This window comes from Mesorhizobium sp. INR15, from assembly GCF_015500075.1.
GTDB lineage: Bacteria > Pseudomonadota > Alphaproteobacteria > Rhizobiales > Rhizobiaceae > Mesorhizobium.
Genome location: NZ_CP045499.1, coordinates 148,590 through 162,980 on the forward strand (window position 1 = coordinate 148,590; position 14,391 = coordinate 162,980).

The window sequence follows — 14,391 nt, forward strand, 5'->3', positions numbered from 1 at the left end:
TTCATAAGCCGACCGCACGATAGAGGAACCATTTGGACGGAGCGCCGTTTGCCCAGACGGAAATAGGATGAACATGATGGTTGCGCCTCGCGCTGTGTGGAAAGGCTTCTTGAAGGTCGGTTCGGTTACGTGCGGCGTCAAAATTGTCGGCGCCACGAGCGAGGCGTCCAAGATCCACTTCAAGATCCTGAACCGCAAGGACGGACTTCCCGTTAAGAGCGTGTATGCCGACGAGAAGACGGGGAAAACGGTAGACTCGGAAGACCAAGTCAAGGGGTTCGAAGTCTCAAAGGATGAATTCCTGCAGATCGAGCCCGACGACATCAAGGCGCTGAAGCTAACGTCGGATCACACACTTGAGGTCGGTGAGTTCGTGGCGATCGACCAGATCGATACTCGATATCTCGAAAAACCCTACTACCTTATTCCGGCTGACGGGGCGGCGGTCGAGGCCTATGGCGTCATTCGCGATGCGATGAAGAACAAGGGCGTCGCCGCGCGCTCCTGCATCGTGCTCTATCAGCGCGGCCGCGAAGTGCTGATCCAGCCCTATGGCAAGGGCATGGTGATGACAGAGCTGCGAAACCACAATGAGATGGTTTCCGAGGAGAGTGTCTTCGATGGTTTGACCAAGGCGAAGTACGATCCCGAGTTGCTGGAAATCGCAGGCATGCTCATCGACAAAAAGGTGACCACTTTCGATCCCTCGAAATTCGAGGACACCTACGAGGATGCGCTGATTGCCATGATCGATGCGAAGCGGAAGGGCAAGGCACCACCAAAGGCGGCACCAAAGCCGAAGGAGAACGTCATCAACCTGGCCGAGATCCTCAAGAAGAGTCTGCAACAGGAGGGATCGTCGCCTCCCAAGAAGAGCGCCGCGACGAAGCGCAAGAGCGCCTAAACCAAAACGAGCAGAGTGCCGTCTGAGGAGAAATTCGTGACCCAGTTGACTTCGGAGCAATGCCGAGCCGCGCGAGCTCTGCTGGGCTGGTCACAAGCGAGACTTGGCGCCAAAGCGCAGCTCAGCGAGTACGGTTCGCGATTTCGAAAAGGGTAAGCGCATTCCCGCCAGCGACATGCTTCTTGAGATGAGAGCGGCGCTCGAACTGGCGGGGGTTGCCTTTCTAACCCGCTTGATGCACGGCGATCGGCTTTCGGCGGCCTGCATCGGCGATCTGGCCGCCCTCGGGGTGCATTCTGACAAGCCTCGTCGGGCGCCGGCGATGATCCGTCGTGATGGTAGGCGGGGTTTGCAGGTTGCGGTCGGCGGGTTGTTTCGGGACGTCTGCGCCCCGTCGTTTATGTCGCGAGTTGGGGGATGCGATCGAGGACGATGCGCAGAATACGCTGGTCGGGGCAGGATGACGGCAGGTGCAGGCGGATTTGGGTTTTCATCTCGACCACCCGCGCGGCGATCTTGATGAGGCGCAATCGCAGCGTGTCGAATTGGGCGACGGCAAAGCTCGAGCGTTTCGGCATCGCAGCGCGCAAGCCCCACATCAGCCAATAGGCGCCTGCATGCAGGAACAACCGGAACTGGTTGGCCGTCGCTCTTGTGCAGGATGTGCGGTCGGCGGCGAGATGCGTCTTCCAGGACTTGATGTGGTTCTCGGCAGCGCCGCGCCGGCAGTAGACATCCTCGTAGAGTGCCTTGGCCTTGCCACCTGCAAGATTGGGACGATGAAGCGGGTATCGGCACCTTGGGCGCCGACCTCGACGCGGGCGATGATGCGCTCGACGCGGCTCCAGCTGGCGGCACCGTCAACGAACTCCTTGAACCTGCGGACCTTGTTCGTCTTCGGCGCTTCAAAGCGCGCCGTCGTGCTGATCTCCAGATCCTCGACATGCTTGCGCAGGGTCGTGGCGGGCGCCACGCCGAGGATGAAGTCGATACCGTTGGCGCGGCACCAGTCGATGACCAGCGCACTACAATAGTGGCTGTCGGCCCGGATCAGGATCCGGGTGTTCGGCCAATTGCTCCGGATCGCCCGCACCAGGCGGCGCAGGTGGGGGCGGATTTCTGCCCCGCTCGGCCGCTTCGCTGGTCGCAGGACCGCACCGACGAACCGGCCGTCGTCATAGAACACAACAATCGGCTGGAAGCCGTATTCGTCGTGATGGGGAACAGGCGGAGCTGCTGGCCGCCATGCACCGCGTCAAAAGTGTCGTCAATGTCGAGCACGATCCGCTTCGGAACCTGGCAAAAGGAAGCGCAATAAAGGTCGACCATCGCACGGCCCATAACGACCAGTTCCCGCACGCCAGGCAGGTTCTCCAGCCGGCACATCGTCGACTGGGAGGCCAGATCCCGACCCGAAGGCAGGACATCCTGGGCCATCTTGAAGACCGGATCGCAGCGCAGCCGGTTGGCGTCGTTGCCATCCTCGTAGCCGGCGGCAATCATCTTCATACGGAACCCGATCATATCGGCCACGCTATGGATGATCTGTTCCGGGCAGCGCGGATCATCGATGCACCGCGCCAGATGCTCGGCCACACGCAGCCGCTTTTCCACCTCGGCCAGAGCCAGAACACCACTGTTCGAGGACAGCATGCCGCCGTCAAAACGGGCGACGACGGACTTGCCGCGGACAGATGACAAACCCGTCAGTGGCAGCGTAGGATCATTCATGGCGGGTGTGGTCTCCGGGAAATGGCGCGGATAGGACTAAGCAACCAAATCCTACGTTATTTCAACGGCTTGCGCCACATCCGCCAACCCGCCGGTAGAGTCGAGGAAGGGCGCGGTGGCTTGGGCCGTGTTGGCATCGCTCCGTTTCCCTTCCCCGCTCATCAAACCGGACGTGCGGATTTCCCGCATCCGGCTTTCCGACTGGTTTCATCGTGAGGCACGCGGCGGCGGTCCAATGTGCACGCGTCGAAGACGCAGGACACCAAGTTTTCCGAAGACAATGTCGTCGGAGAAACGCTGTGTGCCGCGTCCCTGCACCTTGTGCCGTTTGCGCAGGAAGGCGCGAACACGGTCATAGACGTGGTTGTCGACCGCTCGATAGGCCGGCAAGCGTGTTCCATAGCCAAAGTAGCCTGACCAGCCGCGCAGAAGCCTGTTCAGCCGGGTGCAGACCACGGGCCACGGCTCTTTGTTGCCGTTTACCAAGTGATCGCCAATCTTCGTTTTGATCAGTTGCACGCTCTTCTTGGATGGGCTCGCACCCAGGTACCAATGGCCGTCTTTCCGGTAGCGGTTAGGTCCGAACGTATAGCCAAGGAAGTCGAAAGGCTCCGTGCGGGCATCCTTCAGCGAGGTCTTCGCCTCGTTCAGCGTCAGCCCGAGTTTCATCATCGCCGAACGTGTCCACGCCAGCGCCTCGTCCGCGTGCCCGCGGCTGAGGATGACGAAGTCATCGGCATAAGAGATGATATGCGCACGGAACGCCTCGCCGCGTCCGGTGAGCCGCCAATGTTTCAGGAACCGGTTCATGTAGATGACCGATAGCAGCGGGCTTGCGACCCCACCTAGCGGCGTGCCGCGCGTGCTGCTCTTACCACCGCTCACGTGCCGTTTCCCGTCACCGTCCCGCTCTTCGATCGGCGCTTTCAGCCACAGCTTGATCAGCCGCAGCACCTGCCGGTCGACAATGCGCCGGGCCACCGATTTGAGGAGGTCCGAATGCGGAATCGTGTCGAAGTATTTCGACAAATCGGCGTCTACCACGTCCGTGTAGCCCCGGCAGACAAGCCGGTGCACTTCCTTGATTGCGTCGGTCCCACTGCGTCTGGGCCGATAGCCATAGGCACCATCCTCGAAGTCCGCCTCGAATATCGGTTCCAGCACCAGCTTGGCGGCGGTCTGAACCACCCGGTCCCGAATGGTCGGGATGCCGAGCGGACGTTCGCCGCCCCCCGGCTTCGGGATCATCACCCGTCGCACCGGCTGCGGCCGGTAGGTCTTCGAGACAAGTTCCTCGCGCAGGCCCGCCAGCCACCTCTCCGCGCCTTCCGCCTCGATCTTCGCGAATGTCACGCCGTCCATGCCCGGCGAACCCGCATTTGCGCGGGCCAGCGCATAGCATGGCGCAGCATGTCCTCACGGCAGATCTTGTCGTAGAGCACGTAGAAGCGGAAAACGGGCTCCGCCTTCGCCTTACGATACAGCTTCCTCTGCAGGTTCCTGATCTTTTCGGGTGTTTCGAGGCGCATCGCCAATCCCCCCCTCCTCACCAACTTCGAAAGCACACCAGAAGTCAGGGCCCTTCCCTCCACCGGCATTACCCGGCTTCAGCGGTATTATGACCCTGTCCGACTCCCACCGGCACCGCCGTCCTGACGGCTGCGTTGAGGCCGCTACCCTCATGCCGAGCGGGTCTCCCCCGTTACCCGCATCACCCTTCCGACGTGCCGTGCCCATTACCCCGGCGGATCGAACGGGTGCACATGTCGATTGCTTCCCCGTTCGCGCGGCCTTCCCCGAAATTCAGGCGGGTCTACCATCAGTTTGCTCCCGAAGTTGAGGTCTACTCGATCGACGAGAGCTTCCTCGACATCACCGGCTTGGGCGGCGGAGACTACGTCGCCTACGGGCAGAAGCTCAGGCAAACCGTCCGGACCTGGACCGGCATCCCTACCTGCGTCGGCATCGGACCGACCAAGACGCTTGGCCAAACTTGCTAACCGCACCGCGAAGAACCATCCGGAGCTCAACGGGGTCTGTGATTTCAGCGACCTGGCGACACGGGAGAAATACCTGCCGGCGACGCCGGTGGGCGCATTATGGGTGTAGGCGCCGCAGCGGCCGCCAAGCTGAAGGCGATCCGCGTGGAGACAGTAGGGCAGCTGCGCGCCCTCGAGCCAAAGCGCGGCCGTCAGCTGCTCACCGTAGTCGGCGAGCGCATGATTCATGAACTGAACGGGATCTCCTGTCTGGCGCTGGAATCCCTGCCGGCAGGTCAGAAGGGCATTGCCGTGACGCGGAGCTTCGGCCGGCCGGTGACGTCGCTCGTGGAGATGCAGCAGGCGGTGGCGGCCTATGCCACGCGCGCGGCCGAGAAACTGCGCCGACACGGGCTGTGTGCCGTTCAGGGCTTGGTGTTCATGCACACCAACAAGTTCAATGGCGACACATGGAGCCATACCGGACAGGCGCTAGCGTTCTTGGAGCCGACCGACGATACCCTGGAATTGATCGCCGCTGCGACGGAGGCGGCCGCCTCCGCGTGGCGCAGTGGATACCGCTACGCCAAGGCAGGTATCATGTTGACCGAGCTGGTGCCGATCATGATGGTGCAGACGTCGTTGCTGGCAGTTATCGATCGTGACGAGAGAGCTGCGCTGAATATAGCGATGGACGCGGTGAACCGGCGCTTTGGACGGAACACGCTGGTGCCGGCAGCAATGGGGCTGAAACCGTCCTGGTCTACCAAGTTCGACCGGAAATCGCGGTGTTTTACAACGCGTTGGGATGAGTTGCCGCAGGTGGCGGCCTGACGAGTGCCTGTCCGCGTGATCGGAGAAATGTTTGCGGTTCCTTGTCGACAAACACGGAGCGGCGCGATCAGCGGGTCCGCTCCCGGAACTTCGCATGGCAACTTGAGCAGTCCTGCAAAATCAGGTGCAGCACGTGTTCGGCGGGAAGCTTGGCGGGTGCGATCTCGGCTACGCCAGGCCGTTTGCCCAAAAGGCTGCCCCCGCCCGTGACCATGCCGGGACCCATTCGCATGTCGCTTGTAATTGTCGGAGGCGCCCGTGCAGCGTCCACAGCCAATACATCCGCTAACGTGCCGAAGTGACGAGCCAGGGCCTCAAATTCCGAGCGCTCCTGGTCGATATTGAGCTTGGCTCCAGATGGCGGACCCAGCGTCCCACTCGGAAACTCAGCAATAAGGGCCGCTCCCGTCCGCGCGCGGATCGTATCGGCGGCCGCCTTGAAGGTCGTGGGATCATAGGCCAGTTTGCCGCCGAACATGCCGGCGATCGTTCTGATCGCAGCGGCCATGTCCTTCATCGAGGCTTGGCGGGACGTGACGACCTCTAGCGAGGTCGATGGGGACGCTGCGATGCCGGATGCGCAGGCAAGGGAAAAGATTGCCACGGCCGCCGCTCGTTTCACTGAACCAGGCCTTGTCCCGCCAGATCGTCGATGATCGGACAATCCGGCCTGTCGTCGCCGTGGCAGTTTTCAACGAGATGATGGAGGAGCTTGCGCAATCCAACGAGCTCCGCGATTTTTCGGTCGATTTCCACGAGCTTCACTTCCGCCAAGGCTTTTACATCGGCACTCTCACGGTCTTTGTCCTGATAGAGCGACAGCAACTGGCGACACTCATCGACCGAGAAACCAAGGCTGCGCGACCGTTGCAGGAAGCACAACTGGTGCACGTCCTTGACGCTATAGTCACGGTAGCCGTTACCGGCGCGATCGGGCTTCAGGAGGCCGATATCCTCGTAGTAACGGATGGTTTTGGCCGGAAGGCCCGATAGCTCAGCTGCATCGCCGATATTCATCTCTGACCTCACAATTTCAGGGTGCGGAGCCGCAGCGCGTTCCCGATGACGGAGACAGACGACAGGCTCATCGCCGCCGCTGCAAGCATAGGGGATAGCATCGTCCCAAACACGGGATAAAGCACGCCTGCGGCCACGGGAACGCCAAGCACGTTGTAGAAGAAAGCGAAGAACAGGTTCTCCTTGATATTGCGGATAGTAGCCTGCGACAGGGTTCTTGCCCGGACCAGACCGTTCAGATCGCCTTTAACTAAGGTGATGCCGGCGCTCTCCACCGCGACATCCGCCCCCGTACCCATGGCAATGCCGACGTCGGCGGCCGCGAGCGCCGGCGCATCATTCACCCCGTCGCCCGCCATGGCGACCTTCGCGCCCTTTGCCTTCAAATCGTCGATCAGCGTTTTCTTATCCTCGGGCAACACTCCGGCACGGATGTCGTCAATGCCCAGCTTTGAAGCCACGGCCCTTGCCGTGCGCTCATTGTCGCCAGTTGCCATAATGATCCTAAGCCCGCTCTCGCGAAGCGCGCGGATCGCTTCCTTCGATGTCGCCTTCACCGGGTCCGCAACAGCGACAATGCCGCCCAGCTTGCCGCCGATCGCCACATACATGGCGGTCTTGCCCTCCGAGCGCAGGGCGTCGGCCTGGACGGAAAGGGCCGCCAAGTCGACTTTGGCGTCGTCCATCATCGCCTGATTGCCGAGCGCAACGGTCTTGCCAGCAACGATGCCGCTCACTCCCTTGCCGGTGACGGCTTCAAAGCCGGTTGTCGCGCTGATCTTGGCACCACGCTCCTTCGCACCTCCCACGATCGCTTCGGCGAGCGGATGTTCCGACCCCTGCTCAAGGCTTGCGGCAAGACCGAGCAACTCGGCCTCATCGACCCCTGCGGCGGGTATCACATCGGTCAATTTCGGGCTTCCTTCGGTCAATGTGCCGGTCTTGTCGACGATCAGGGTATCGACTGCGGCGAACCGCTCCAGCGCCTCGGCATCCTTGATCAGAACCCCGGCCTGGGCGCCCCGGCCAGCGGCCGTCATGATCGACATCGGCGTGGCCAGGCCTAAAGCGCATGGGCATGCAATGATTAGAACCGATACGGCTGCCACGATCGCATAGGCCATGCTGGGCTGCGGGCCGACTATCGCCCACGTCGCGAACGCCACAACTGCCACCAGCACGACGGTCGGGACGAAGTAAAAGGATACCCGGTCGGCCAGCCCCTGAATCGGGGCGCGGGACCGTTGTGCCTTGGCCACCATCTCGACGATCTTGGCGAGCATCGTGTCGGCGCCGATCTTCTCGGCGCGCATGATGAGTGTGCCATTCTTGTTGAGCGTACCGCCTGTAAGAGGGTCACCTTTGGTCTTCTCCAGCGGAACAGGCTCGCCAGTGATCATGGATTCGTCGAGCGACGAACGGCCCTCCACCACGATGCCATCGACCGGGATGCTGTCGCCCGGACGGATGCGGAGCAGGTCACCGGCCTGCACCTGGTCCAACGGGACATCCTCTTCCGAGCCATCCGCTGTGATGCGGCGTGCAGTCTTTGGGGCAAGATCAAGCAGGGCGCGGATCGCCGAACCGGTGCGCTCACGGGCTCTCAGCTCAAGCACCTGGCCCAGGAAGATCAGCGCTACGATGACGGAAGCTGCCTCGAAGTAGGTCGGTACCGTGCCGCCGTGGCCCAGGAAGGATGCCGGGAAGATCGCCGGAAACAGGGTCGCGACGAGGCTGTAGCTATAGGCCGCGCCAACACCGAGCGAGATCAGCGTCCACATATTGGGAGAGCGATTGACGACGGATTCATAACCCCGGTGGAAAAACGGTATGGCGGCCCAGACAACGACCGGGGTCGACAAGGCCAGTTCCAGCCAGCTTGCCAACGGCTCACCAATCCAGTCGCGGAAAGGGAGGCCGACCATTGGACCCATCGTGATGATAAGCAGGGGAGTTGACAGCACCGCGCTGATCCAAAGGCGGCGGGTAAAGTCGATCAACTCCGGGTTCGGGCCTTCGTCACTTGTCGGCACGCCCATGGGCTCCAAGGCCATGCCGCAGATCGGGCATGAACCAGGCTGATCCCTGATGATTTGCGGATGCATTGGGCAGGTGTACTGCGTGCCCTTTTTCATCGGTTCGGAAGCTGGCCGGTCTCCGAGATATTTTTCCGGCGTCGCTTCAAACTTTCCTTGGCATCCGGGCGAGCAAAAATAAAACCCTTTGCTTTCATGTCGGGTAAAGTGCGTTGCAGTAGCCCGATCGACGCTCATGCCGCAGACCAGATCGGTGGCGGCGATGAAGTCTACGGGCGCCTTGACAAACCTGTCGTGGCACGACGCGCTGCAGAAATGATACCGGTGCCCGTCATGTTCGACTGTCGGTTTGCCGGCATTGGGGTCCACCGTCATGCCGCAGACGGGATCCCGGACCATAAACGAAGTGGCTTTTTGCGCGGCTCCTGGCGCGTGAACGAGTGTCGTCATGGTCGAACCCTTTCGGTTGATTGCACCGACTCTACGGCTTCCTGTAACTGGAAGGTCAAGGGAATTATTGGATCGTGAAGCGTTTGACCTCGCGGGATTCAATAAACATACAGCGGCGTGCTTTTCACTTGACCTTCCAGTTGGTGGAAGGAGCATGCTCTGGACACCACCGCGCGGCAGTTCCGTCGCCCGGCCAATCTGTTCAAAGGAGAATTCCATGAAAAAGCTTATTGCGACTGTCGTCACCGGCGCCATGTTGTCTGCGTTTGCAACCTTGGCTTCGGCCGAGGAAAGCACGTTTCCCGAGGTGTGCAAGAGCAACATGGCGATGGATATGGGGGCCGACCACTCCAAAATGATGCAAGACATGATGACAGAGGAACATCAGAAGGCCGGCATGACCGGTATGATGCAGATGGACAAGAACATGATGCAGGGCATGCTGCACAAGGATGCCGATGTCGCCTTTATCTGCGGCATGATCGCTCATCACCAAGGGGCCATCGACATGTCAAACGTCGAACTGAAATATGGGAAAAATGACTGGTCAAAGGAAACGGCCAAGAAGGTCATCGCCGCCCAGACCAAGGAAATTGCCGACATGACGGCCTGGCTTAAGGACAATGCCAAGTAGGCGTTGTAATCAATGCAACAAGCCGCTGGTGCCCTGCGGGGAATCGCCGATCGCTGCTAAGGAGGAGAGATGATCATGCCCTCCAATCTGACGGGGGTCGGCCAGCCGAGGTCGGCCCGGCTCAACCAAAATTGCTTCTGCATTACCCTTGATCAGGCAAAGCTTCGTGCTGCATTGGATCATGAGGCCGGCGATGTCGACTTCAGCAGAGATTTCTTGAAGTCGCGGCCGCATCTGTTTTCCAATGTTCCGGTCTTCCTCTCCCATTCCGCCCTCGAAGGGATGCGCGAGATCGTCGTTGCCATCGAAGCGACGACGAAGTTGTCGGGCTACCGGGATGCAGTCCTCGCCTGGGCACCGGAAATCGCGCAACGGGATTTTGGTCCGGCGGGCGCGCTGATGGGTTACGATTTTCATCTGGACGACCATGGGCCGAAGTTGATCGAAGTGAACACCAACGCCGGTGGTGCCTTCCTCAATGCATTACTGGCCAAGGCCCAGAAGGCCTGCTGCGCTGAAGTCGAGCAACGGCTGATCGGTATACGCGAAAATGATTTCGAAATTTCCGTCGTCGCGATGTTCAGGGAGGAATGGCGACGCCAACGCGGCGCAAACCCAATGCGGCGGATCGCGATCGTCGATGATCGGCCCGAGGAGCAATACCTCTATCCTGAATTCGTGCTGGCCACGCAGTTGCTGCTGAAGCACGGCATCGACGCCGTGACCGGCGATGCCAGCGAGTTGCAATACAATTGCGGCAAGCTGCGGCTTGATGGCCACGAGATCGACCTCGTCTACAATCGCCTGGTAGATTTTGCACTGGACCGTTCTGAACACGCAATGCTCAGGGCGGCTTATCAGGACGGTGCGGTGGTCGTAACGCCCAATCCGCACAACCACGCGCTGTTGGCCAACAAGCGGAATCTGACCCTGCTGTCCGATCAGAAGGCTCTGGAGGCTTTTGGCCTTTCCCCAGAGATGCGCCTACGGCTCGCCAGTGTTCCGCGCACCGTGCTGGTCACCCCCGACAATGCGGATGCGCTTTGGAAAAACCGCAACGATCTGTTTTTCAAGCCGCTCTCCGGCCACGGCAGCAAAGCGGTCTACCGAGGTGACAAGGTGACCAAAGGTGTGTGGGCCGACATCGCCAAGGGTGGCTATGTCGCGCAGGACTTTGCCTCACCCGGGCAGCGCATGATCGAGATCGATGGCGCGCCCGCAACACGCAAAATGGACGTACGGCTTTACACGTATGACGGCCGAATGCTGCTCGCGGCCGCGCGGCTCTACCAGGGCCAGACGACAAATTTCAGGACGCCCGGCGGCGGCTTTGCTCCGGTGCTGGTCGTTTAAGTATGCGGACACCCTCCGTCCCCGAAGATCAATTTAACTTGCCATGCCGAGCTTGATTGCCCAGGCGGCGGTGCCTCCCTTGGCGCATTACTACTGCAACGTTTTGGCGCCTGCGGGGCACTGGCGACGCTCTCCGGCCCTAGCCTGATCAAAGTCGCATTGGGATGGCTGGTACTCAACCAAGGGTGTAGATTTCATTACCATAGCGTCTCGTCCCAGAGTTGACCCAAACCGACCAGCTTTTTGGTCAGAGAGTTGGGTGGCGGCACCATATGGAGGCTGCACTGTGCTCTACGATGCAGCTAGCCGCGTATTTCGCCGCTCTGGCTAACTTCGCGGCTGTGGTCCCAGCTTCCTGATTTTGGCGGCGATCGCGTGCGCCTGAATCCGTGCATTGGCAAAGCAGCCGCGAATGTTGGGCCGCATTCCCGTAAACCAGAGGCCGGGCAATTTCGGATCAGTCATGCCGCTATTGAACAGCGGAACGCCTCTACCATCGAGGACGCCAAGTTTGCCGACCAAGTGCTCAAGCCCCGGCCTGTAGCCGGTCGCGGCGATCACAACATCCGGATAGACTGACGACCCGTCCGCCAGGATCACGCTGTCGCGGGTAAACTCACGAACCGTCGGCAGCACAATGATTTTCCCGTTCTTGATGGCGTGCACGGCGCCATCATCAGTCGCGATTGCGATGTTTTCGGAGGCCAGGCGGCTCACCCCGCCGGAGGAGGGTACCGCCATACCGAGCCTTCGCAGGTCGCCGAAGGCGATACGCTGAAGGCCCGTTATCACCGCATCCGCGAGCCACAATGGCAATCTGGCGATGATCGGCGAAAGCCTGTGCACTGCAATTTTCCCAATTCGTTTGGGCAAGATCGCGGGGGCAGTGCGCGCAGACAACCAGATTCTTGTGGCATTGACACCCGCCAGGTGGTTGAGCGCATCGAAACCCGAGTTGCCGGCGCCGACGACAAGCACCTTTTTCCCCACGTAGTCCTTCGCATCTCCAAAATCCGCCGAATGGATGATCCGGCCGGTGAATTCCATCGTCCCTTTCCACTCCGGAATGTATGGCTGTCGATCGCGCCCGGTGGCGACGACGACGTGACGGGTCAGGCGGAAGCCGGTGTTGGTCTGCACGGCCCAATGATCGCCGTTGAACATGATCTCATCAACGGCCACACCAGCCTCCACCGGCAGCCTGTGGGTGTCGGTGAATTCCTTCAGATGACGGATGACCGCATGTTTCGAGGGAAAGGCCGGTGTTCCCTCCGGATAGGCAACGCCGGGAAGCGTTGACAGGTCGCGGTGTGAATTCAGGTGCAGGTGCTTGTGGCGCCTGCGCCAAGGTTCACCGAGGACATCCTCCTTCTCGATGATCTGGACCGCCACCCCGGCCTTTACCAGCGCATGTGCGACAGCCAAGCCCGCCGCGCCGGCGCCGATCACTGTAGCACCCTCAAAGACAGCTTCTTTCACGCCAGCACCGCGCCTCCGATCGCGCACAGGATGACGACGAGCCATGGCGGGAACCGCCACAGGAATAGAAGCAGGAAGGCCACGGCGGCAAGGACGAAATCACGTTCATTCATAATCCCCGAGGTCCACACCGGGTAATATAGAGCTGCCAGCAGAAGCCCGACGACCGCAGCATTGACCCCAGCCAGAACGGCCTGCGCGATGGGTTTGCGACGCAAGGCATCCCAGAACGGCACGGTGCCGACGATGAGCAGCATCGACGGTAGAAATATCGCCACGGTGCAAAGGGCCGCCCCCAGCCATCCGTTGCCATTCGCCCCGACCATCGCGCCGAGATAGGCCGCGAAGGTGAACAGCGGCCCAGGCACCGCTTGAGCCGCACCGTAACCTGCCAGGAAGGTATCATTGGTCATCAAGCCGGTGCCGACGACATCGGCTTGCAGCAGCGGCAGCACGACATGGCCGCCGCCAAAAACCAGCGACCCGGCCCTGAAGAATGCGGCCACCAGCTGGACGGCCTGGTTGTGCGTGGCCGCCGCGAGGAAGGGCAGGCCGATGAGCAGCGCGAAGAACAGGGCAAGGGCGCCAATGGCCACAGAGCGGGAACCGAATGCAGGCATATCCTCGATGTCGTTTCTGACTTCGCGGTGCAGAAAAATGAGACCGAACAGCCCTCCCATCATGATTGCGGAGACCTGGCCCCACGCTCCGGGTAAGGCGGTGACAAGCACGGCGCCGGCGACCGCCACAGATGCCCGCATGCGGTCTGGTGCCAGCGACCGCGCCATGCCGAGGACCGCGAGCGCGACCACGGCGACAGCCGCGACCTTGAGGCCATGGAGCGAGCCTGATCCGGCAATATCGCCCCATTGGCTGACGCCGTAGGCAAACAGCGTCATGGCGATGGCCGACGGGAGCGTGAAGCCGATCCATGCGGCGAGCAATCCCGCATAGCCTGCCCGCAGCAAACCGATGGCCATCCCGACCTGACTGGAGGCGGGACCGGGCAAAAACTGGCACATCGCGACCAGGTTCGCATAAGTCGCTTCGGTCAGCCATTTTCGCCGTTCAACGAAATCGGCGCGAAAATATCCCAAATGGGCAACAGGACCGCCGAACGCGGTCAAACCCTGACGAAGAAAGGCCAGAAACACTTCGAGCAAACGACTGGACTGCATATGGCGCTAATACATACCCCTTGAAGGGAGGCATAGCATATTCGATGGAATGCGCAGGCGATTGCTTTGGTTTTGTTGCAAACTTGGGTGGAGGCGCGAGAAGATCGTCCACTTGGCGGATTTCAGGTGGCGATCGCCTCAAATTGCTCCTTGAGCGAAGGATTTGGATTGAAGGCGAAGCGGCCTTGTCCTTTTCGCATCATGTGAACCATCTCGATGCCGGCCAATGTAGCGGCCGCAGCGGCGAACGCCTTGAAGCCCAACATTGGTCGTACCCGCCGCTTGATGCGGCGGTGGTCCTGTTCGATCCGATTATTCAGGTATTTACTCTTGCGGATCCGGATCGGCTTCAGCCTGCGCCGGGAGCCATCCTGCAGCCCTCCAGATTGGTCTGGCTACCGTCGATAACGACGCGGTCGGGCCGGCCGTGACGTGCCAGCGCTTTTCTGAAGAACCGCTTGGCCGACGGCAGGTCACGCTGCTCGCTGAAGAAAAATTCAACTGTATCGCCGACGCTGTCGATGGCGCGATAGCGATACATCCATTGGCTGCGGACCTTGATGTAGGTCTCGTCGACATGCCATTGCTGGTCACGCTACGCTTGCGTCGGTTGAAACGCTCCAGCAATGGCGGTGCGAAACGAATGGTCCAGCGGTGAATAGTCGTGTGGTCGACGGCGATGCCCCGCTCGGCCATCATCTCCTCCAGATCACGCAAGCTCAGCCTGTAGGCCAGGTACCAGCGTACGCAGAGCAGGATTACCGACTGGTCGAACTGGCGGCCCTTGAACATTCGA

General features: G+C 60.7%; 12 protein-coding genes and 2 pseudogenes. 5 read left to right on the forward strand and 9 right to left on the reverse strand.

The features are described 5' to 3' along the window. Positions 1-76 precede the first annotated feature (76 nt). Complete coding sequence (gene ku / locus GA829_RS34950) at positions 77-904, forward strand: non-homologous end joining protein Ku (RefSeq protein WP_195180495.1); 828 nt, start codon at positions 77-79, stop codon at positions 902-904. Between the two features lie 398 nt (positions 905-1,302). On the opposite strand, the pseudogene GA829_RS34955 reads toward ku, so the two are convergent. The 3 genes and pseudogenes from GA829_RS34955 to GA829_RS37450 all read right to left on the reverse strand — a co-directional run bounded on the left by GA829_RS34955 (position 1,303) and on the right by GA829_RS37450 (position 4,170). Beyond that, positions 1,303-2,635: pseudogene (locus GA829_RS34955) on the reverse strand (IS1380 family transposase). A 207-nt stretch (positions 2,636-2,842) separates the two neighbouring features. Further along, positions 2,843-3,997, reverse strand: coding sequence for a group II intron reverse transcriptase/maturase (ltrA, locus tag GA829_RS34960; protein WP_308462370.1), 1,155 nt, complete (start codon positions 3,995-3,997; stop codon positions 2,843-2,845). Next, entirely contained in the window at positions 3,985-4,170 is a 186-nt protein-coding gene (locus GA829_RS37450) for a hypothetical protein (protein WP_308462371.1), read from the reverse strand. Before GA829_RS37450 ends, ltrA begins: the two co-directional genes overlap by 13 nt. Before the next feature lie 228 nt (positions 4,171-4,398). On the opposite strand from GA829_RS37450, the gene GA829_RS34965 reads away from it, so the two are divergent. Continuing rightward, on the forward strand, positions 4,399-4,635 hold the full coding sequence (locus tag GA829_RS34965; RefSeq protein ID WP_195180326.1) for a Y-family DNA polymerase: 237 nt from the start codon (positions 4,399-4,401) through the stop codon (positions 4,633-4,635). Positions 4,636-4,734: 99 nt separating this feature from the next. Further along, positions 4,735-5,448: a DinB/UmuC family translesion DNA polymerase gene (locus GA829_RS34970; protein WP_195180327.1), complete on the forward strand. Its 714-nt coding sequence runs from the start codon at positions 4,735-4,737 to the stop codon at positions 5,446-5,448. Between the two features lie 67 nt (positions 5,449-5,515). Here the strand turns inward: GA829_RS34970 and GA829_RS34975 are convergent, their stop codons facing one another. From GA829_RS34975 to GA829_RS34985, 3 genes are read right to left on the reverse strand one after another with little or no spacing between them, the layout of a single operon-like run. Beyond that, positions 5,516-6,052, reverse strand: a complete 537-nt coding sequence (locus GA829_RS34975; RefSeq protein WP_258052458.1) for a c-type cytochrome — start codon at positions 6,050-6,052, stop codon at positions 5,516-5,518. A 14-nt stretch (positions 6,053-6,066) separates the two neighbouring features. Further along, positions 6,067-6,465 (reverse strand): Cu(I)-responsive transcriptional regulator, encoded by a 399-nt coding sequence (gene cueR / locus GA829_RS34980; RefSeq protein WP_195180329.1) that lies wholly within the window; start codon positions 6,463-6,465, stop codon positions 6,067-6,069. A gap of 8 nt (positions 6,466-6,473) precedes the next feature. Next, a complete protein-coding gene (locus tag GA829_RS34985) occupies positions 6,474-8,951 on the reverse strand; it encodes a heavy metal translocating P-type ATPase (protein WP_195180330.1) in 2,478 nt (825 codons plus the stop codon). A 217-nt stretch (positions 8,952-9,168) separates the two neighbouring features. On the opposite strand from GA829_RS34985, the gene GA829_RS34990 reads away from it, so the two are divergent. Continuing rightward, positions 9,169-9,585 (forward strand): DUF305 domain-containing protein, encoded by a 417-nt coding sequence (locus GA829_RS34990; RefSeq protein ID WP_195180331.1) that lies wholly within the window; start codon positions 9,169-9,171, stop codon positions 9,583-9,585. Between the two features lie 69 nt (positions 9,586-9,654). Next, positions 9,655-10,938, forward strand: coding sequence for an ATP-grasp domain-containing protein (locus GA829_RS34995; RefSeq protein WP_195180332.1), 1,284 nt, complete (start codon positions 9,655-9,657; stop codon positions 10,936-10,938). Between the two features lie 327 nt (positions 10,939-11,265). Here GA829_RS34995 and GA829_RS35000 read toward each other — a convergent pair whose 3' ends face one another. The 3 genes and pseudogenes from GA829_RS35000 to GA829_RS35010 form a co-directional block, all read right to left on the reverse strand. Then, complete coding sequence (locus GA829_RS35000; protein ID WP_195180333.1) at positions 11,266-12,462, reverse strand: flavin-containing monooxygenase; 1,197 nt, start codon at positions 12,460-12,462, stop codon at positions 11,266-11,268. Next, positions 12,414-13,595, reverse strand: a complete 1,182-nt coding sequence (gene chrA, locus GA829_RS35005; RefSeq protein WP_195180334.1) for a chromate efflux transporter — start codon at positions 13,593-13,595, stop codon at positions 12,414-12,416. Before chrA ends, GA829_RS35000 begins: the two co-directional genes overlap by 49 nt. A 122-nt stretch (positions 13,596-13,717) precedes the next feature. After that, positions 13,718-14,387 (reverse strand): annotated as a pseudogene (locus GA829_RS35010) (IS6 family transposase). Between the last annotated feature and the right edge of the window lie 4 nt (positions 14,388-14,391).